General features: G+C 35.0%; 17 protein-coding genes. 6 read left to right on the forward strand and 11 right to left on the reverse strand.

The window, feature by feature from the left end:
* The first annotated feature begins 102 nt into the window (after window positions 1–102).
* The 3 genes from sppA (at window position 103) to E0W73_RS16295 (ending at window position 5,597) form a co-directional block, all read left to right on the forward strand.
* Window positions 103–1,860: a signal peptide peptidase SppA gene (sppA, locus tag E0W73_RS16285; protein ID WP_135223104.1), complete on the forward strand. Its 1,758-nt coding sequence runs from the start codon at window positions 103–105 to the stop codon at window positions 1,858–1,860.
* A 12-nt stretch (window positions 1,861–1,872) separates the two neighbouring features.
* Entirely contained in the window at window positions 1,873–2,820 is a 948-nt protein-coding gene (locus E0W73_RS16290) for an alpha/beta hydrolase family protein (RefSeq protein WP_135223105.1), read from the forward strand.
* Window positions 2,821–2,993: 173 nt separating this feature from the next.
* The gene (locus E0W73_RS16295) at window positions 2,994–5,597 is read left to right on the forward strand and encodes an AsmA family protein (protein ID WP_135223106.1); all 2,604 of its coding nucleotides are present in this window, start codon (window positions 2,994–2,996) and stop codon (window positions 5,595–5,597) included.
* A 103-nt stretch (window positions 5,598–5,700) separates the two neighbouring features.
* Here the strand turns inward: E0W73_RS16295 and E0W73_RS16300 are convergent, their stop codons facing one another.
* A complete protein-coding gene (locus tag E0W73_RS16300; RefSeq protein WP_135223107.1) occupies window positions 5,701–6,753 on the reverse strand; it encodes a glycosyltransferase family 9 protein in 1,053 nt (350 codons plus the stop codon).
* A gap of 240 nt (window positions 6,754–6,993) precedes the next feature.
* The gene (locus E0W73_RS16305; protein WP_135223108.1) at window positions 6,994–7,788 is read right to left on the reverse strand and encodes a DUF2797 domain-containing protein; all 795 of its coding nucleotides are present in this window, start codon (window positions 7,786–7,788) and stop codon (window positions 6,994–6,996) included.
* Between the two features lie 251 nt (window positions 7,789–8,039).
* Between E0W73_RS16305 and E0W73_RS16310 the strand changes: the two genes are divergently transcribed.
* Both E0W73_RS16310 and E0W73_RS16315 read left to right on the forward strand, forming a co-directional pair.
* Window positions 8,040–9,551 carry a GH3 auxin-responsive promoter family protein gene (locus tag E0W73_RS16310; protein ID WP_135223109.1) on the forward strand — a complete coding sequence of 504 codons (1,512 nt, stop codon included), beginning with the start codon at window positions 8,040–8,042 and terminating at the stop codon, window positions 9,549–9,551.
* Window positions 9,552–9,583: 32 nt separating this feature from the next.
* Complete coding sequence (locus tag E0W73_RS16315; RefSeq protein ID WP_135223110.1) at window positions 9,584–9,832, forward strand: redox-active disulfide protein 2; 249 nt, start codon at window positions 9,584–9,586, stop codon at window positions 9,830–9,832.
* Window positions 9,833–10,121: 289 nt separating this feature from the next.
* Here the strand turns inward: E0W73_RS16315 and serB are convergent, their stop codons facing one another.
* The 5 genes from serB to E0W73_RS16340 all read right to left on the reverse strand — a co-directional run bounded on the left by serB (window position 10,122) and on the right by E0W73_RS16340 (window position 13,579).
* The gene (serB, locus tag E0W73_RS16320) at window positions 10,122–11,351 is read right to left on the reverse strand and encodes a phosphoserine phosphatase SerB (RefSeq protein WP_135223111.1); all 1,230 of its coding nucleotides are present in this window, start codon (window positions 11,349–11,351) and stop codon (window positions 10,122–10,124) included.
* Window positions 11,352–11,507: 156 nt separating this feature from the next.
* Complete coding sequence (locus tag E0W73_RS16325; protein ID WP_135223112.1) at window positions 11,508–11,945, reverse strand: VOC family protein; 438 nt, start codon at window positions 11,943–11,945, stop codon at window positions 11,508–11,510.
* A 53-nt stretch (window positions 11,946–11,998) separates the two neighbouring features.
* Complete coding sequence (locus E0W73_RS16330; protein WP_135223113.1) at window positions 11,999–12,436, reverse strand: SRPBCC family protein; 438 nt, start codon at window positions 12,434–12,436, stop codon at window positions 11,999–12,001.
* A 1-nt stretch (window position 12,437) separates the two neighbouring features.
* Window positions 12,438–12,848: a VOC family protein gene (locus E0W73_RS16335; RefSeq protein WP_135223114.1), complete on the reverse strand. Its 411-nt coding sequence runs from the start codon at window positions 12,846–12,848 to the stop codon at window positions 12,438–12,440.
* A 323-nt stretch (window positions 12,849–13,171) separates the two neighbouring features.
* Window positions 13,172–13,579, reverse strand: coding sequence for a VOC family protein (locus E0W73_RS16340; RefSeq protein WP_135223115.1), 408 nt, complete (start codon window positions 13,577–13,579; stop codon window positions 13,172–13,174).
* Window positions 13,580–13,720: 141 nt separating this feature from the next.
* Here E0W73_RS16340 and E0W73_RS16345 point away from each other — a divergent pair, with 141 nt between their 5' ends.
* The gene (locus E0W73_RS16345; protein ID WP_135223116.1) at window positions 13,721–14,683 is read left to right on the forward strand and encodes a GlxA family transcriptional regulator; all 963 of its coding nucleotides are present in this window, start codon (window positions 13,721–13,723) and stop codon (window positions 14,681–14,683) included.
* A gap of 141 nt (window positions 14,684–14,824) precedes the next feature.
* Here E0W73_RS16345 and E0W73_RS16350 read toward each other — a convergent pair whose 3' ends face one another.
* From E0W73_RS16350 to clpP, 4 genes are all read right to left on the reverse strand, one after another.
* Entirely contained in the window at window positions 14,825–15,481 is a 657-nt protein-coding gene (locus E0W73_RS16350) for a murein L,D-transpeptidase catalytic domain-containing protein (protein WP_135223117.1), read from the reverse strand.
* A 271-nt stretch (window positions 15,482–15,752) separates the two neighbouring features.
* Window positions 15,753–16,199: a hypothetical protein gene (locus E0W73_RS16355; protein ID WP_135223118.1), complete on the reverse strand. Its 447-nt coding sequence runs from the start codon at window positions 16,197–16,199 to the stop codon at window positions 15,753–15,755.
* 129 nt (window positions 16,200–16,328) lie between these two features.
* On the reverse strand, window positions 16,329–17,561 hold the full coding sequence (gene clpX, locus E0W73_RS16360) for an ATP-dependent Clp protease ATP-binding subunit ClpX (RefSeq protein ID WP_135223119.1): 1,233 nt from the start codon (window positions 17,559–17,561) through the stop codon (window positions 16,329–16,331).
* Window positions 17,562–17,737: 176 nt separating this feature from the next.
* Complete coding sequence (gene clpP / locus E0W73_RS16365; protein WP_135223120.1) at window positions 17,738–18,412, reverse strand: ATP-dependent Clp endopeptidase proteolytic subunit ClpP; 675 nt, start codon at window positions 18,410–18,412, stop codon at window positions 17,738–17,740.
* Between the last annotated feature and the right edge of the window lie 161 nt (window positions 18,413–18,573).

Raw genomic sequence — 18,573 nt, forward strand, 5'->3', positions numbered from 1 at the left:
AAAAATAAACATTTCCTAAATCGTCTAATCAAATTCAATCTTATTTCAATTATATTTGTAACAAACCAGCCATTTTAGCTACTTATTTAAAAAAAGATACTTATGAAATTTTTAGGAAATGTACTTGCCACTGTAATTGGTATTTTTGTCTTTATGATGCTCTCCTTTTTTGGAGTGATTCTTATTGGCGCCATTTTCGGTGGAGATGATAAAGTCTCTGTTAAGTCTGATTCGGTTATCGAATTAAACCTCAAACAGATTAACAATGATTATGCAGGAAAATATAAAGATCCGTGGGTTACTGTTTTCTCCGACAAAAAAGGAGTCGGACTAACAGATGTAATCAATGCGATTGAAGCAGCGAAAACCGATGATAAAATCAAAGGAATTTCGATTTTAAATGACGAATCTTCTCTTGGACTCGCACAATACAAAGATTTGAGAAATGCACTTGAAAGTTTTAAAAAATCAGGGAAATTTGTGTGGGCTTACTCTAATACCTATTCTCAGAAAGAATACTATTTGACTTCTGTAGCCAATAAAATCTACATTAATCCTGCAGGAGATTTAGATTTTAAAGGCCTTTCGTCTGAAATCATGTTTTTCAAGGATTTTCAGGACAAATCGGGCATTCATATGGAAGTGATCCGTCATGGGAAATACAAAAGTGCCGTCGAGCCCTTTTTAGAAAACAAAATGAGTGATGCCAACAGAGAACAGATTACAGCGCTTTTGAACTCAATCTGGTCTACGGTTTCAAGCGATATTTCAAAAAGCAGAAATATTCCTCTCGACAAATTAAACCAAATTGCAGACGGCTTATTGGCCAGAACTCCCGAAATGGCTAAAGCACAGAATCTGGTTGATATCGTGGCTTATGAAGATGTTTACCACAACGCTATTCGAAAAGCCCTAAAAGTTGATGCTGACGAAGATTACAATAAAATCTCCATTTTAGATTATACCCAAAACCATGTAACCACAGCATTGACTGATACAGCAAGCGACCAGATTGCTATTATTTACGCTCAAGGCGAAATTGCCAGCGGAGAAGGTGATGTAAACGTTATTGGAGAAGGCTCAATGCGACGTTCGCTACAAGAAGCCAGAAAAAATGACGATGTAAAGGCAATCGTTTTGAGAATCGACAGTCCGGGAGGAAGCGCTCTAACTTCTGACTTAATCTGGAGAGAAATTGAAATTACCAAAAAAGTAAAACCTGTAGTGGTTTCTATGGGTAATTATGCGGCGTCGGGCGGCTATTATATTGCCTGTAATGCCGACAAAATATTTGCAGAAAGCAATACTATTACAGGCTCAATTGGTGTTTTCGGAATGCTGCCAAACTTTACTCCTTTGGCAAACAAATTAGGAATTAATTCTGAACAGGTTAAAACACACCAAAACGCCGCAAATTATAGTCCGTTTGTGCCAATCGACGAAAAATTTAAAGCATTTACTTTAGAAGGTGTAGAAAAAATCTACAACACATTTGTAACTCACGTAGCTGAAGGCCGAAAAATGACTTTTGAACAAGTTGACGCTATTGCTCAAGGTAGAGTCTGGTCTGGAACAGAAGCTTTAAAGTTAGGATTGGTAGATAAAATTGGAGGGCTTAATGACGCTATTGCTGAAGCGGCTCGAATTGCAAAAATCAAAAAATATAGCACTCAAAATTATCCTGAATACGAGAAAAAATTCAACGAGCTTTTTGCTAATATGCCTTTTGCAAAATCAAAAGAAACTTTTATTAAAGAAGAAATCGGCGAGGAAAATTATCAATTGATCGAGCAGGTTAAGAAATTCCAAAAGCAAAAAGGTGTTCAGGCTGTACTACCTTTTCAAATCAGTATTCATTAATAAGGTTGAGATATGAATAAGGTAATTTTATTTCTTACCGCACTTTTTCTTACTGTATTAAATGCACAAGAAAAAAAAGAGATTGCCTTTAAGGAATCGCCAGTAACTTTAAAGATCAATATTGATCAATTGTACGGAACTCTGACCACTCCTGATCTATCGGCCAAGTACCCTGTTGCCTTAATTATTGCTGGGTCTGGTCCTACAGATCGGAATGGGAATAACCCTATGATGAAAAACAATTCTCTGAAAATGCTGGCTGAGGCTTTAGCTAAAAACGGAATTGCATCTTTACGTTTTGACAAGAGAGGAATTGGAGAAAGCAAAGCTTCTGCCGTTTCTGAAGATGTTCTGGTTTTTGAAAATTATACTGAAGACGCCAAAAGCTGGATCAATTTTCTGAAACAAGACAAACGTTTTTCAAAATTAATTGTAATCGGCCACAGCGAAGGCTCATTGATCGGAATGATTGCCGGCTCAAAAGCTGATAAATTTATTTCGATTGCTGGAGCAGGAGAATCTGCAGACAAAACCATTAAAGCGCAGATTGCATCGAAGTCAATGAAACCGATTGAGGACATGACTTTTCCGATTATCGACAGTTTAAAAAACGGATACAAAGTAAAAAAAATCGACCCGATGTTGAATTCTCTTTTTAGACCAAGCATTCAGCCTTATTTGATTTCGTGGTTCAAATACGATCCTCAGACAGAAATAAAAAAATTGCCGATACCAATTTTGATTTTACAAGGAAATAAAGATTTACAGATAAATGCTCAAGATGCAGAAAATCTTTCTAAGGCCAGTAAAAATTCGGAACTGTTTATTATTGACAAGATGAACCATATTATGAAAATTATTGAAGGAGACCAGCAAGCCAATATGGAAAGTTACAATAACGAGACGCTTCCAATTTCTGAAACATTAGTCAATAAAATTGTTTCGTTCATTCAGAAATAGACTTTTAAAATAAAAACCATCTCAAATCCGTTTAAGTAATTTAGACGGATTTTTTTATTTAACAATACTAAATAAAATTCTTACATTTTTAAGAAAAATTTATCTTCAAACTGAAGTAAAAAAAACTATTTTTGCAAGAGTCGATTTTAAGTTAAACCCACAAATCTATTTATATGTTAAAGAAAATTTTAAAAATAAGTGCCATTGTCCTTGTGGTGTTTATTGCTGCATTATTTGCGATTCCGTATTTCTTTAAGGATCAGATTAAAGCCAAAATTACCGAAGCCATCAACGAAAGCGTCGATGCTAAAGTAAGTTTTAATGATGCCGATTTAAGCTTGTTTAAAAACTTTCCCAATGCAACAGTTGGAATAGATAAGCTTGTGATTATCAACAAAGCTCCTTTTGAAGGGGACACCTTGGTTTCTCTTGGCGAATTGAACTTAAAAATGAGTATAAAAGAACTTTTTAAAGGCAAGGACGAACCCTTAAACATTCAGGGAATCAGTTCAACAAACGGATTAATCAATATTATTTTTAACAAAGATGGTGTCGGAAACTTTGATATCGCTCTAAAAGATAAAAAAGAAGACGATAAGAAAGACGAAGCGAGCAAACCGCTTTCGTTGAAAATTCAAAATTATAAGATTGAAAACTTTACATTTAGATATATTGATCAGGGTTCTAAAATCAAAATGGTTATTGACAGCTTAAACCATGAAGGAACAGGCGATTTTACCAATTCAAAACTAGACTTGAATACAAAAACTACCGCTAAAGTTTCATTAGATATGGATAAAATGAATTACATGAAAAATGTAAAACTCACTTTAGACGCTGTACTCGGAATTGACTTAGATCAAAGCAAATATACATTTAAAGAAAACAAAGCTTTAATCAATCAGTTGCCATTGGAGTTTGACGGATACATCCAAATGGCCGAAAACAAACAGATTTATGACCTGAAATTTAAAACCCCTACTTCATCGTTTACCAATTTCTTAGGTTTGATTCCGTCTGCTTATGCTTCCAGCTTGGAGGGGGTAAAAACTACAGGAGATTTTACGGTTAATGGTTTTGCAAAAGGCGAACTAACAGAAACAACTGTTCCAAAATTTAATATAGAAATCGCTTCAAACAACTCTTCTTTCCAATATCCTAACCTGCCGAAATCGGTTCAAAATATTGTAATCGACACCAAAATCATTAATGAAACCGGAATTCTGAATGACACTTACGTAAATTTGGACAAGCTTTCATTTAGAATCGATCAAGATGTTTTTAGTGCTAAAGCGAATATCAAAAACATTACTGTCAATCCAATTGTTGATGCGGCATTGAAAGGAACTATTAATCTTGCAAATCTTTCAAAAGCATATCCAATCAAATTAGACAAACCTTTGGCCGGTATTTTAAAAGCAGATGTTACTACCAACTTTGATATGGCTTCTGTAGAAAAAAGCCAATACCAAAATATCAAAAATGCAGGAACGATGAGTTTATCAGGATTCAAATATACTGATGAAAACAACAAATCAATGAACATCAGCACCGCTTTGGTTGAATTTAATCCGAGTAAAATCAATTTAAAACAATTTGATGCTACAACAGGAAAAAGCGACATCAGCATAAATGGAGTTCTGGAGAATTTCTACGGCTTTATGTTTAAAAAACAAGAACTTAAAGGAAATTTCAACATGAGCTCGAACCAACTGGCTGTTGATGATTTTATGACTTCTGGAGAACCTGCTAAAACGGAAACCAAAACGCCAGCAAAACCAGCTGAAGCCATGAAAATTCCGGCATTCTTAAATTGTACTTTAAATGCAAAAGCTACAACTGTTTTATATGATAATTTAAAACTTAAGGATGTTTCTGGAAAATTACTGATTAAAGACGAAAAAGCAACTTTAGAGAACTTTAAAACTTCAATTTTTGGTGGCTCTATCGGATTGACAGGTACTGTTTCTACCAAAGAAAAAGTACCAACTTTTGACATGAATCTTGGTTTTAATCAGGTAGATATTTCTCAGACGTTTACTCAATTGGATATGATGAAAAAAATGGCTCCGATTGCTGGAATCATTAACGGAAAACTAAATTCAACAATCAAATTAAACGGTAATCTCGATGCGAAAGAGTTGACTCCAGATCTAAAATCGATTTCTGGAGATTTATTAGGACAATTGCTTTCTACAACAGTAAATCCTCAAAACTCTACGCTTTTAAGTTCATTAAGTTCTAATGTTAAGTTCTTAGATTTAAACAAATTGAACTTAAACGATTTAAAAATGGCCTTAAGCTTTGATAACGGAAAAGTAAACGTAAAACCATTTGACATCAAATATCAAGACATCAAGGCAACTGTAGGCGGTACGCATGGTTTTGACCAAACGATGAATTACACCATCAAGTTTGATGTTCCGGCAAAATATTTAGGAACTGAAGCTAATAATTTAATCGCCAAATTATCACCAGCAGATGCTGCAAAACTGGACAATATCCCGATTAACGCTGTACTTACAGGAAACTTCTCGAATCCTAAAATCAGCACAGATATGAAAACTGCGGTGGCAAGCTTAACAACACAATTGGTGAATCAGCAGAAAGAAAAATTAACTCAAAAAGGAACTGCAGCGCTAACCGATTTAATCAATAAAAACACTAAAGCTAAGGATACAACACAAGCAGCAAAAACAGAAAAGGAGCAAAAAACCCAAGAAGCTACCAAAAAAGCGAGCGACTTGATTAATGGCCTTTTCAAGAAAAAGAATTAATATTCTAAAGCTTAGTTGCGACATATTTTTCACATAAAAAAATCCTGTTCTTAATTCGATAAGAACAGGATTTTTATTTAGCAGAAAGAAATTCTTATAGCATCTAATTGTTTTTATCCAAGATTGTTTTTATCGCCTTTACATAATCTGGAACCTTTAGAGTATTTGTATCTAAACCAACACTTCCATTTCCGTAAGGATGATATTTCTTGAGACTTGAAACCGAAAATAATCCGACAGTCGGAGCTTTTGATGCGCTTGCCAAATGCATGATACCGCTGTCTGCGCCCACAAAAACATCGACATTTGCGAGAACACTTCCTATTTCGCGAACATCTTTACTATAAAAGCTCGGCGCCTCAAAACTTATCTGAGAAACATTTTCGACAGGAAGCACTTCAAAGATATTATAGTCTTGAAAATCGTTTTTTAGTGCGTTATAAAAATCAGCCCACCAAGATTCGCAATAGCATTTTTCGCCTGTGGCAAAAGTAAAAATGGCTATGGTCCTTTTATCTGGGTCAATAATATCATTTAAGATTTTTTTGCCATTTGCTTTTTCAGCTTCAGACAATTTTAAATCTAAAAGTGCAATCGGTTCCTTTTTATCTTCGATACCAAACTGACTTAGAAAATACCTGAAATTATAAACAGGATATTTTGCAATATGATCGTAGTCGTTAAAATCTAATTGAACATTTTCTGGCAGATCTCCAAAAAATTTATATTTAGCAGTAGAAAACTGCACGGCAAGTCTTCCCGAAGAAGAATTCTGGTCGACATTAAGCACCAAATCGTAGTTTTGTCTTCTAATTAATGTCCAGACTTTTATATATTTTAGTAATTCCTTAAAAGGCTTTTTAGGAAGATCGATAATCTTATCGATATTGCCGTACCTTTCAAAAACAATCGGAGCCAAGGTTCCTTTTACAAACAGGTCAATGGTACAGTCTGGAAATGTTTTGCTCACTTCTTGAATAAGCGGCGTAATGAGGAGTAAGTTTCCTAGTCTTCCGTTGGGTCTGCAGATTAGTACTTTTTTTATTTTGCTGGTATCTATTGATCCGCTTTTTAATGCATTTGCATTCCCAATATTTTTGGTGAGGTTACGCATCAAACTGCGCCTGACCATGTTAACTTTTTTTAAGTTACCCATTCATTAAACTGTTTTTAGAAATTAAATGTTATCAACATTATTTGATTCGATCTGATCAAATATAAGTTAAAATTTTCCTAAAATTAAAATCTTTGAACAAGCAAACATTACAAAATTGTAAAATTATTTATCAAAATTCACATCATTCACTTTTAGAGGATGTTAAAATACAATGATTCTGATATAAATTTTATAACAATAGACGTACTCCAGCTAAAAATAGACGAAAGGCAGGTTTAACTAGACATTGATGGTTACGGTGTATCCTTCGGATCCGCGTATATTAAAAACGGTTCCGTTTTCGAAAATTAGATATTGCCCCTTAATTCCAATTAGTTTTCCCTGAAAAGAAGGTGTTTTGTCTAGATTCAGACTGGCTACCTTAGCTGGATAATTAAGAACTGGATACTTCAGGTCATAAACATCATTCTTTTCACTAAAAAAATATTCTTTAACCTCAGCAGGAAGCAGGCTTTCAATCTTTGACTTCTCCACAATTAAATCGCATGATTCTCCATTACACGAAAGCATTTTTCGCCAATTGGTTTTGTCTGTATAGTGATTTTTCAAGGCGACCTCGGTAATTCCGGCCAAGTATCGGTTTGGAACCTCTACCAGTGCGATTGCCTGCGTAGCCCCCTGATCTATCCAGCGCGTTGGAACCTGGCTTTTTCGGGTTACTCCTACTTTTACTTCTGTTGCCACTGCAAGATAAACCACATGAGGTTGTAATTGCGCCTTGGTTTCATAATCTAAATCACGATCGGCAATTCCTAAATGAGCTGTACTCAATTCGGGTCTCATGATCCAATCGCCCACGGCAGGGCTTGAGTAAAAACAGTCATAACAAAAACCTTGTCTGAATATTTTTTTCTTCTTACCGCAGTTGAGGCATTGGTAGCCTGTAAAATTGATTTCAATTTCTTTGTTCAACAACTGGTTTATGTTAAGAAAACTATCTTCAAAAACCAGATAATATTGAATCGGGTCTCCAAACTCGGTCTGCATTTTGGCAAGAACACCTTGATATGTCATTTTGTAAATTAGATTTTAGATTATAAATTTAAGGTTTAAACAACGCTTTTCAGTTTCGAATTTTAGAAATTAAAAGTTGAAATTATGTTAAATCTTTTCGTTTAAACAGGGTGTTTTTTTTTACAAAAAACATTATTTTTGATACAACGGCAAAGTTACTATTTGTCTATTTATATTCAAATTTAAAATATCCGGATTTTATGTTAAGGCATAAAATCTCTAAATAATAATTTAAAATCCAGCTATATTCCATGCCTTTATCGATAATAAATTCGTTTGCCTCATGGGTTCTTAAACAAAGGATACACCAGATAGAACTTTTTCTAAAATATCCGAATGAAGTTCAGGAAGAATTACTGCACAACTTATTGACAGCTTCAGAGAACACGGCTATTGGCAGACAATATGAGTTTTCTACCATAAACTCTTACCAGACTTTTGCAGAAAGAGTTCCTATTGCCACTTACGAAGAATTACAGCCCTTAATCGAAAGAACCCGTCAGGGCGAACAGGGCGTCTTTTGGGAAACACCAATAAAATGGTTTGCAAAATCAAGCGGTACTACAAACGCCAAAAGCAAATTTATTCCGGTGAGCAATGAGGCACTTGAAGATTGCCATTATAAGGGCAGCAAAGACCTACTTTGTTTGTATTTGAATAATAATGAAGATTCTGAACTGTTCCTTGGAAAAAGTCTTCGATTAGGCGGAAGTTCTCAGATTTATGAAAACAACAATACTTTCTTTGGTGATTTGTCGGCAATTTTAATTGAGAACATGCCAATTTGGGCCGAATTTAGCAGTACTCCTAGCAGCAAGACCTCATTAATGAGCGAATGGGAGAGCAAAATTGCAGCGATTATCAATGAAACTAAAAATGAAAATGTAACCAGTTTTGCAGGAGTTCCCTCGTGGATGCTGGTATTAATGAATAAGGTTTTAGAAAATACCGGAAAACAGAGCTTACTAGAACTTTGGCCGAATCTTGAAGTTTACTTTCACGGAGGTGTAAGTTTTTCGCCTTATAGAGATCAGTACAAAAAAATCCTTCCGAGCAACGATTTCAAATATTATGAAATTTACAATGCTTCTGAAGGCTTTTTTGCCATTCAGGACCTTAACAATTCTAGCGATTTACTATTGATGCTCGATTACGGAATTTTCTATGAATTTATCCCAATGGAAACTTTTGGCACTCCAAACCAAAAAGTAGTTCGTCTTGCTGATGTTGAATTGGATAAGAATTACGCTATTGTAATTACGACAAATTCAGGATTATGGCGTTATTTGATTGGGGACACAATCCGTTTTACCTCTCTAAATCCGTATCGCATAAGAGTTACCGGAAGAACCAAACATCACATTAATGTTTTTGGGGAAGAATTAATGGTGGAAAACACCGATCAGGCGATTGCAAAAGCTTGTCAGATTACGCAAACAGAGGTCATTGATTATACGGTTGCTCCTATTTTTATGCAAGACAAAGAAAAAGGCGCTCATGAATGGATGATAGAATTCAAGAAGAAACCTGCCGATGTTGGTCTGTTCCAAAAAGTTTTGGATGAAACACTGCAGACTCTAAATTCTGATTACGAGGCCAAACGCTACAACAATATGACCTTAAATCCGCTGGTAATTAACGTAGCCAGAGAAAATCTTTTCTACGACTGGCTAAAAGAACGAAATAAACTGGGTGGTCAGAATAAGATACCGAGACTTTCGAACCAAAGAGATTATTTGGAGCAACTGAAAGAGATGTGTTAAAACAAAATAAAAATTTTACCAAATCATACAAAATGAAAAAGAAGTTTAACGAAATGACTAGTGAAGAACTAATCAAAACGCATAAAACATTAAAAACAGTTACTTATTTATTTGGCGTCATACTGTTTGTTTTGTTTGTTCTTAATATTTTTCTTGTTGCTAATAAAGGCTTTAGCGCGTCAAATATTATTCCGATTGCGTTGCTTCCTATTTTTATTTTGAATATGAATACTTTGAAGGAAATTAAAAAGGAATTGGAGTCTAGAGGACAGCAATCCTAAACTTAGTAAAACATCAGTTCGCTATTGCTCGTGTGTAACTGGATAGCCTGCTCCGCCTTCTTTTGGCGGGACATGCCCAAATACAAAACCTCAACTCTTATTAAAAAGACTGAGGTTTTCTTTTTTGAGTTAAGTATCTGTCATTTCGACGTAAGGAGAAATCACACTAGAAACTCCACAAAGTGAATCGTCAATCTTTGTCGATTATCGAGTGTGATTTCTCCTTACGTCGAAATGACAAAAACGTTGTCAAGCTGACATTTGGGTTTCGCTCAGAGTGACAATTGTATTACATCATATCAATATATCGGTCATGGTATCCTAAAAGATATAAAACACCGTCAAGGCCTAAACTTGAGATTGAAGTTGATGCGCTTTCTTTTACTTTTGGTTTGGCGTGAAAAGCAATTCCGAGACCCGCCAAGTTTAGCATTGGCAAATCGTTTGCTCCGTCACCGACAGCTATAGTTTGGTTGATGTGAATTCCCTCTTTTTCGGCAATTGCTTTGAGATGTTCAGCTTTTTTCTGACCGTCTACGATATCGCCAATGTATTTACCGGTTAGTTTTCCGTCTTTAATCTCTAATTGATTGGCGTGAACGTAATCGATTCCTAATTCTTTTTGAAGGTATTCTCCAAAATAGGTAAATCCTCCCGAAAGGATTGCAGTTTTATAACCGTAATATTTTAGTGCTTTCATTAAACGATGTGCACCTTGCGTAATTGGAAGTCTTCTAGCCACATCCTGCAATACTTCTTCGCTCAAACCTTCAAGCAAAGCCATACGCTTTTTGAAACTTTCGTTGAAGTCGATTTCACCATTCATAGCCGACTCTGTGATGGCGCGAACCTGGTCGCCTACTCCGTTTAGTTCTGCAAGTTCATCAATAACCTCGGTTTGAATTAAGGTCGAATCCATATCGAAGCACACCAAACGGCGGTTTCTTCTATAAATATTATCTTCTTGGAAAGAAATATCTACATTAAGCGTTCTGGAAATTTCCATAAAACTAGCCGTCATGATGATTTTATTTACTATTTCTCCTGTTACCGATAATTGAATACAAGAGCGCGGATATTCTTCTTTTTCGACTATAGAAGTACGTCCGGTCAATCTAACAATAGAATCAATATTTAGATTCTGGTCCGACATTATTTTGGTAACAGCCGCTAATTGAGATGCCGCGAGTTTTTCTCCCAAAATATTGATGATATAGCGTTGTTTTGATTGCGATTTAACCCATGTTTCGTAATCTTCTATAGAAATCGGAATAAATTTTACTTTGATTTCTAATTCATAAGCTTTAAACAAAAGATCTTTTAGAACCGGTGCAGATGAAGATCCAGCGGCAATTTCGAACAAGATTCCTAATGAAAGCGTATCGTGGATATCGGCTTGGCCAATGTCTAAAATATTAGCATCATACGCCGCCAATACTGCTGTTAACCCTGCCGTAACCCCTATTTTATCGTGTCCAGAAACTTTTAATAAGATTATTTCTTTATCTTCTGCTGCCATTTTATCTTCTTGATTTTAAAGCGACAAAAATCGGCAATCTCTTGTTGATAAAAAAGAATAATCCTTGTTTTTTTGAAAAGAAAAAGCACATTTTCATGTGCTTTTTCGAGTAATTTAACAATTATGTTCGACTATTAAAATAACATAACTTTTTGATTATTTATTTGGTTCATTTTCGTCAAAATTAACCATCCAGTTTATACCGAATTTATCTTCGAACATTCCAAAATAAGCACCCCAGAAAGTTTTATTCATTGGCATTTCTATTTTTCCTCCAGCAGAAAGTCCGTTAAAAATACGATCTGCTTCTTCTGTACTTTCTGTATTAATAGAAACTGAAAAGTTATTTCCAAAACTTACATCACCATATTTCGGATGGCTGTCGCTACCCATTAAGTTTGTACTTCCAATTGGCAGGCAAACATGCATCACTCTGTTTGCGTCTTCCTCAGAAAGCGGTGCGTCTCCTTCTTCTGCTGGCGCGTCTTTAAATTTTCCTATATAAGGAAATTCTCCTCCAAAAACAGATTTATAAAATAAAAATGCTTCTTCACAAGTTCCGTTAAATAATAAATAGGGATTGATTGATGCCATGATTGTTTTTATTTGTTGTTAATAGTTTTTTGTTTGTCGTTATTTTCAAAAAATTAATTTTCTGAGAGTTCTTTTATTACTTCTAATCCTTTCGGAAAAGCTTCTTTAAAATAATCAATATGCTTTTCGATTACATCGACAGCCACTTCTAGTTCTACTTTGTCGCCATTTTGAGTCAGACGATAAGTTTCCATTGCGCCAACCCATTTCTGAGTTTCTTCATTTGGCGGTACTTCTTTTAGATCTTTAATTTCGCCCATATGCTTAAAAGCCATGTATTCGTTCGGAATTTTGGTGTCAATAATACTATTCATTCCTTCTCCGGTAGGTCCTAAAAAATAAATCTTATCGCCTTGGTTCCAATTCGATTTAGCGTAACTTCCTTCGCAGAAAGCGCTAGTCCATTTTCGGTACGTTTCATCGTTCCATAAGACATCCCAGATTTTTTCTCTTGATGCCTTGATGCTGATATTAAATTTAAGTGTTTCCATATCAATTTGGTAATTTGTTAAAATCCATGTACAAAACATTCCATCGATGACCGTCTAAATCGGCAAAACCGCAGCCATACATCCAGCCTTGGCTCTCGGCAGGAGGTGCAAAAACGTTTCCTCCTGCATCGGCAACTTTTTGCGCCAATTCGTCTACTTCTTCCCTGCTTTCGGCATCAATCGAGATCAGGATTTCTGAACTCGATTTTGTATCGGTAAGTTCGTTCTGAGAAAAACTAGAAAACAACATTTCTTCAAAAAGCATTACCACAAAATTGCTTTCGCCTACAACCATGCAGGTAGAACTTGGAGTATCATGCTGTTCGTTAAATGAAAATCCTATTTTCCAAAAAAAATCTTTCGCTTTTGCGACATCCTTTACAGGAAGATTCAACCATATTTGCTTTGTCATCGTTTTTTGTTTTTTGTTGGGTTAGATAATTATTTTTCTTCTTTTTTTAAACCATATAAGTGCTATAAGTTACCCCTTTGGGTGAAATTATTTTTTTAATTCTATTAAATCAGCTTAGATATAAATCTGTCTAAATCTGCTTTAATCTGTTTGAATCTGCGAGAAAAATTTATTAGTAAAAGGATTTCTCGCAGATTTTTAGCAAAACAAACTAGATTTTAATTCTTGAATGAAGCTATTTTGTTCTATCTCGCCCAACGGATTCCAGAATTCCCAAGCTTTTTCTTTCGGGACATTGATCAATATTTCTGCCACAATCATTATTACATTTCGGGAATCTGGCTTTCATCCATAAAAAATACTTCCCAGTGATGTCCGTCTATATCCAGAAAAGTCTTTTGGTACATCCATCCATAATCATTTGCCTGATCATAATCTGTTCCTCCAGCTTTAATAGCCTTTTCCAGCATTTCATCTACTTGCTCTCGACTGTCTACAGAGATAGCCATAAGAGCTTCACTACTTTTAGTAGCATCACAAATTTGCTTTTTGGTAAAGGTTTGATAAAACTCTTCTACCAAAAGCATCACGAATATATTTTCGTCAATAACCAGACAAGCGCCTTTTTCGTTTGTGAACTTAGGATCGGTCGAAAAACCAAGTTTGTTATAAAAAGACACTGCCTTATCTAAATCTTTCACAGCAAGATTTAAGAAGATTTTTGTTTTCATCTTTATAAAATTACGAATTAATTAAAACAAATTTAATTTTTTAAGATTAGTTTAAAATGTCAATAAAAGTCATTTTTAGGGTCATTTAAGACAAATTAATTATTTTTGTAAAGAAGTTAATTTTCAAAAAAACAAAAAATCATGAGTAGAAAGGTAGGCTTAATAGTTCCGCACGATTATAAATTGCTGAGTATTGCAGCAATTTTAGAAGTTTTTGAAACCGCAAACAAACTGAGCAGAGAATCACATAAACCTTTTGACATCATGCTTTTTCAATCGGCAGAGCAAATCGATGAAAAAGATTTTTTTGGACATAAAATCAATCCTATAGAGAATTCTATGGTTTTAGACCTCATCTTAATTCCAGCTTTTACGACGGATAATATGAACGAAATGATTGCCAAAAACCGCAAATTTATTCCGTGGCTGCAAAAACAGCACAAAGCCGGAGCAGAGCTGGCAAGTTTTTGCACAGGAGCGTTTTTGTTTGCCGCATCGGGATTATTAAACGAAAAACTCGCCACGACGCACGTAGATGCGTGTAGTGCGTTTACAAAAGCTTTTCCGATGGTAAAACTAAAACCTGAAGAAACGCTTACAGCAGACGGAAGTTTGTACACCAGCGGCGGGTCGACTTCTACATTTCATTTACTAATTCTTTTGGTACAGAAATTCTGCGGAAACGAAATTGCTGTTCAGATTGCCAAAATATTCTCAATCGACCTAAATCGGTACAAACAGAGTTATTTCAGTACTTTCAGACCAAATCATCTACATAATGATGCCTTGGTTGCGCAATTGCAGCAAAAAATAGAAAGCCAGTATCACAGCATCGAAAAGTTGGAAGAAATTACAAAAGACATTCCGACCAGCTCCAGAAACATGACACGTCGTTTTAAGCAAGTAACCGGAATTCCGCCCATTGAATATCTACAGAATATAAGAGTTGAAAGTTCAAAGAGATATTTGGAACAAACCCAGCTTTCTATTTCAGAAATCATCGAAAAAACGGGTTACACCGACCCAAAAGCTTTCCGAAAAGTATTTTATAAGATGGTCGGTATGAAACCAATTGAATATCGAGAGAAATTTAGAGTACAGTAATTTTCAGGAGCAGCTGGATTCGTTTTCAAAAGAACCTTTGATCCTGCTCTCCACTATATCTTTTGTTGTGAACACCACAACAAAAGGATGCCGTTTCGATCAGGGCTAGCTAGAAAGTTTCATTTTCAAAAGAACCCAAAATCAGGACCTAATAATCCACAGTAAGACTTTTTTGTTTGTTTTGAGAAGTTCGTCTATTTCTCTCATGCTTTCGTTAGAAACCGCTGGACAGCCCCAGCCTTCAGGAGTTCCTTCTGGAAAAACCTCTTCATTCGGAATCGCATTCCAAGAATGCAATACAATAGCGCGGTTAAGAGCATTTGAATTTGTTTTGTCTTTACCCAAAAGCAGATAATTGACTTTTATTCCCCATTGGCTGACGCCTCGAGTCGAAATCAGATATTTACCAAGAGAAGAACAATGCGAATCGGGTTCATTACTGATTTTTGGATTTTCCTTAGTTGCAGTACCGCCCCAAGCAGAATCGCCACAACCGTGACTCACTATATACGATTTTACAATTTTGCTTTTCTTGAAATCGTAAACAAAAAACCTTTTTAGCCCTGAATGTTTTCCTAAATCAATCAGAAAAAACACATCTTGATTGTAGTTCTTTTTTTCGGTGTATTCTCGGGCTTCTTTAAAAAACAAATTGTAGTAGTTGTCATTGTTTTCTCCCTTATTTATTGTTGCAATAGTATTCGAGATGTTTTCGTTTTTTAAAACTGAAGACCTTTCTTCTGTCTTTTTGCAAGACCAAAAACTCATTAACACAAATAAATAAGTGACTACTTTCATATTATGACATAGGAAAATTAAATTCAGATGCACAAAATACAGCTATTAATCTTATTTCTTAAACTTTTTTCTCAAGAATTTAATCAGTAAATACAAAAGAAATACAATAATTATAAAACCAATTATATTAATGAGTTGCCAAAGCATGTTGCTTACCTCGATATCCTCTACATTCTTATCCATAACTAATACATTTAAAACCAGTTACTACAAAAATAAGAATATCGCTCAAAACACTGAAATCACAAAATAGTTACAACTCAAGGAAATATTAATACGTTAGAAAAAACGCCCATTCACCCTTAGTTATATAGGTAAAGGAAAATATTTTGTTTTCTTTTAAACAAACATAAAAAATAGCTTTATTGTTTTGGGCAATGACATACGCATCTGCAGGTTCGTGCAAAAATTTTATCTTCTCACCTTTAAAATCAGGATAACTCACAATTTGAAAATCAGATTTTTTTAATGATTCGCTGTTTTCATTTTTGAAATCTAAGAAAAGCGTTTCAAAGAATTTCATTCGTTCCGTATGAGAAACCTTAGTGTTTTTAATTGACTGAAAATAGATATAATGATCTGCGATGAATTGCGCCGACTTATCTTCAATAAAAACAGCTTTTACAAAATCATTAATCACAGAAGTTTTGTTTTGGCTGAAAATCTTAGTCGCAGCCAACAGAATTAAAAACAGCAACAGTAATTTTACTTTTCTCATAATCAATTTTTTAACGAATATAAGAAAATTAATTATGGCTTTTTTTGTTCACAAAAAAACCTGCTCAAACTAATGAACAGGTTTTTAAAAGTAAACTTTGTCAAAACATTGACAAAGTGGAATAAGGTTTTAAGAAGCGATTTCCATACGCTTCAATAAATTTTTGCTTAAAGTATGCTCTGCATATTCTTTATCGATTACAAGAGTTGTATCGCTGGAGCTTGGAAGTTCATACATAGCGTCTGTTAGGATTGCTTCGCATAACGAACGCAATCCGCGTGCGCCTAGTTTGTATTCTAAAGCTTTGTCTACAATAAAATCTAATGCCTCGTCGGTAATGCTGAATTCAACATCATCCATTAAAAATAATTTTTGGTATTGTTTTACCAAAGCATTTTTAGGCTGTGTTAAAATGGCACGAAGCGTTTCTTTATCCAATGGATCCATATGTGTTAAAACTGGCAAACGTCCAATGATTTCTGGAATTAAACCAAAATCTTTAATATCCTTCGGAATGATATATTGCAATAAATTGTCTTTGTCGATATTATCTGTATTCTTAGAAGTAGAATATCCAACTGCCTGACGGTTTAGACGTTTAGAAATGATACGCTCTACACCATCAAAAGCTCCTCCTGCAATAAATAGGATGTTTTGAGTATTTACCTCAACAAATTTCTGGTCTGGGTGTTTACGGCCACCTTTTGGCGGTACGTTTACCACTGTTCCTTCCAGTAATTTTAATAATGCCTGCTGTACGCCTTCGCCAGATACGTCACGTGTAATTGACGGGTTGTCGCTTTTACGTGCAATTTTATCAATTTCATCAATAAATACGATTCCTCTTTCAGCTTTGGTTACATCATAATCTGCCGCTTGCAAAAGACGGGTTAAGATGCTCTCAACATCTTCTCCTACGTAACCCGCTTCTGTTAAAACTGTTGCATCAACAATTGCCAAAGGAACATCTAGCATTTTCGCGATTGTTTTCGCAACGAGGGTTTTTCCCGTTCCGGTTTGCCCAACCATGATAATGTTGCTTTTTTCAATCTCAACTTCATCATCTAATTGCTGTTGCATTAAACGTTTATAGTGATTGTAAACCGCAACCGACATTACTTTTTTTGTTTGATCTTGACCAATAACATATTGATCCAAGAAAGATCTGATTTCTTTTGGTTTCTTTAAAATTAAGTCCCCAACAAGTTTTGCGCTTCCGCTTGATTTTAATTCTTCTAGTACAATTCCGTGTGCCTGCTCAATACACTTATCACAAATATGTGCATTGATTCCGGCAATCAATAAATTAGTTTCTGGCTTCTTTCTTCCACAAAACGAACATTCTAATACTACTTTTGCCATTCTTTATTTAAGTTTCTAAGCTGCAAAGATACTAAGTTTCTAAGGTTTTAAAGTTTAAAACTCAAAAACTTAAAGACTTAGTATCTCGCATCTTAACTTTTTTTTATTTTTTTTTAATTTCCAGTTACATAAAGAAACTTACTAATTGAGTTTCGTAGTAACTTAGAAGCTTAAATTTAACCTCTTCTTAAAACTTCATCAATCATTCCGTATTCTTTTGCTTCATCAGCTTTCATCCAATAATCGCGTTCGCTGTCTTTGTGAACTCTTTCGAATGGCTGTCCTGAATGTTGTGAAATGATGTGATACAATTCGTCTTTCAGTTTCAACATTTCACGTAAGTTGATTTCCATATCTGTTGCAACTCCCTGTGCTCCTCCTGAAGGCTGGTGGATCATAACTCTTGAATGAGGCAAAGCAGAACGTTTTCCTGCTGCGCCTGCACATAATAAAACTGCTCCCATAGAAGCCGCCATTCCTGTACAGATTGTTGCTACGTCTGGTTTGATGTACTGCATTGTATCGTAAATTCCTAATCCTGCATAAACGCTTCCTCCTGGAGAGTTTAAGTAGATTTGAATATCTTTTGATGCATCTGCACTTTCTAAGAATAACAACTGTGCCTGAACAACGTTGGCAATTTGGTCGTCAATTCCAGTTCCAAGGAAGATGATTCTGTCCATCATCAATCTTGAGAATACGTCAAGAATAGAAACATTCAGCTGACGCTCTTCGATAATGTTTGGAGTTAAATTAGTCGGAGTCATTGCTGCAATGATTTTATCGTAATACATTGCGTTTACTCCTTGATGCTTTGTAGCAAATTTTTTGAATTCTTTACCGTAGTTCATATGTAATTTGTTCTAAGTTTTACGTTTACTTGGTGTTTACTTCTTATCCTCTGCAAAGGTCATACCTTTTTGCAAAGAATGTCAATATGTCTTCTTTTGAGTTTCAAAGTTTCTGAGGCAAGTAGCTTCTAAGTTTTTTCCACAAAAATTGAAACAAAAAA

The sequence above is a fragment of the Flavobacterium foetidum genome, assembly GCF_004634245.1.
GTDB lineage: Bacteria > Bacteroidota > Bacteroidia > Flavobacteriales > Flavobacteriaceae > Flavobacterium > Flavobacterium foetidum.

What these genes read in the sequence shown, in the direction of transcription:
- sppA (WP_135223104.1), top strand. Translation starts at nt 103, where the DNA reads ATGAAATTTTTAGGAAATGTACTTGCCACTGTAATTGGTATTTTTGTC.
- E0W73_RS16290 (WP_135223105.1), top strand. Translation starts at nt 1,873, where the DNA reads ATGAATAAGGTAATTTTATTTCTTACCGCACTTTTTCTTACTGTATTA.
- E0W73_RS16295 (WP_135223106.1), top strand. Translation starts at nt 2,994, where the DNA reads ATGTTAAAGAAAATTTTAAAAATAAGTGCCATTGTCCTTGTGGTGTTT.
- E0W73_RS16300 (WP_135223107.1), bottom strand. Translation starts at nt 6,753, where the DNA reads ATGGGTAACTTAAAAAAAGTTAACATGGTCAGGCGCAGTTTGATGCGT.
- E0W73_RS16305 (WP_135223108.1), bottom strand. Translation starts at nt 7,788, where the DNA reads ATGACATATCAAGGTGTTCTTGCCAAAATGCAGACCGAGTTTGGAGAC.
- E0W73_RS16310 (WP_135223109.1), top strand. Translation starts at nt 8,040, where the DNA reads ATGCCTTTATCGATAATAAATTCGTTTGCCTCATGGGTTCTTAAACAA.
- E0W73_RS16315 (WP_135223110.1), top strand. Translation starts at nt 9,584, where the DNA reads ATGAAAAAGAAGTTTAACGAAATGACTAGTGAAGAACTAATCAAAACG.
- serB (WP_135223111.1), bottom strand. Translation starts at nt 11,351, where the DNA reads ATGGCAGCAGAAGATAAAGAAATAATCTTATTAAAAGTTTCTGGACAC.
- E0W73_RS16325 (WP_135223112.1), bottom strand. Translation starts at nt 11,945, where the DNA reads ATGGCATCAATCAATCCCTATTTATTATTTAACGGAACTTGTGAAGAA.
- E0W73_RS16330 (WP_135223113.1), bottom strand. Translation starts at nt 12,436, where the DNA reads ATGGAAACACTTAAATTTAATATCAGCATCAAGGCATCAAGAGAAAAA.
- E0W73_RS16335 (WP_135223114.1), bottom strand. Translation starts at nt 12,848, where the DNA reads ATGACAAAGCAAATATGGTTGAATCTTCCTGTAAAGGATGTCGCAAAA.
- E0W73_RS16340 (WP_135223115.1), bottom strand. Translation starts at nt 13,579, where the DNA reads ATGAAAACAAAAATCTTCTTAAATCTTGCTGTGAAAGATTTAGATAAG.
- E0W73_RS16345 (WP_135223116.1), top strand. Translation starts at nt 13,721, where the DNA reads ATGAGTAGAAAGGTAGGCTTAATAGTTCCGCACGATTATAAATTGCTG.
- E0W73_RS16350 (WP_135223117.1), bottom strand. Translation starts at nt 15,481, where the DNA reads ATGAAAGTAGTCACTTATTTATTTGTGTTAATGAGTTTTTGGTCTTGC.
- E0W73_RS16355 (WP_135223118.1), bottom strand. Translation starts at nt 16,199, where the DNA reads ATGAGAAAAGTAAAATTACTGTTGCTGTTTTTAATTCTGTTGGCTGCG.
- clpX (WP_135223119.1), bottom strand. Translation starts at nt 17,561, where the DNA reads ATGGCAAAAGTAGTATTAGAATGTTCGTTTTGTGGAAGAAAGAAGCCA.
- clpP (WP_135223120.1), bottom strand. Translation starts at nt 18,412, where the DNA reads ATGAACTACGGTAAAGAATTCAAAAAATTTGCTACAAAGCATCAAGGA.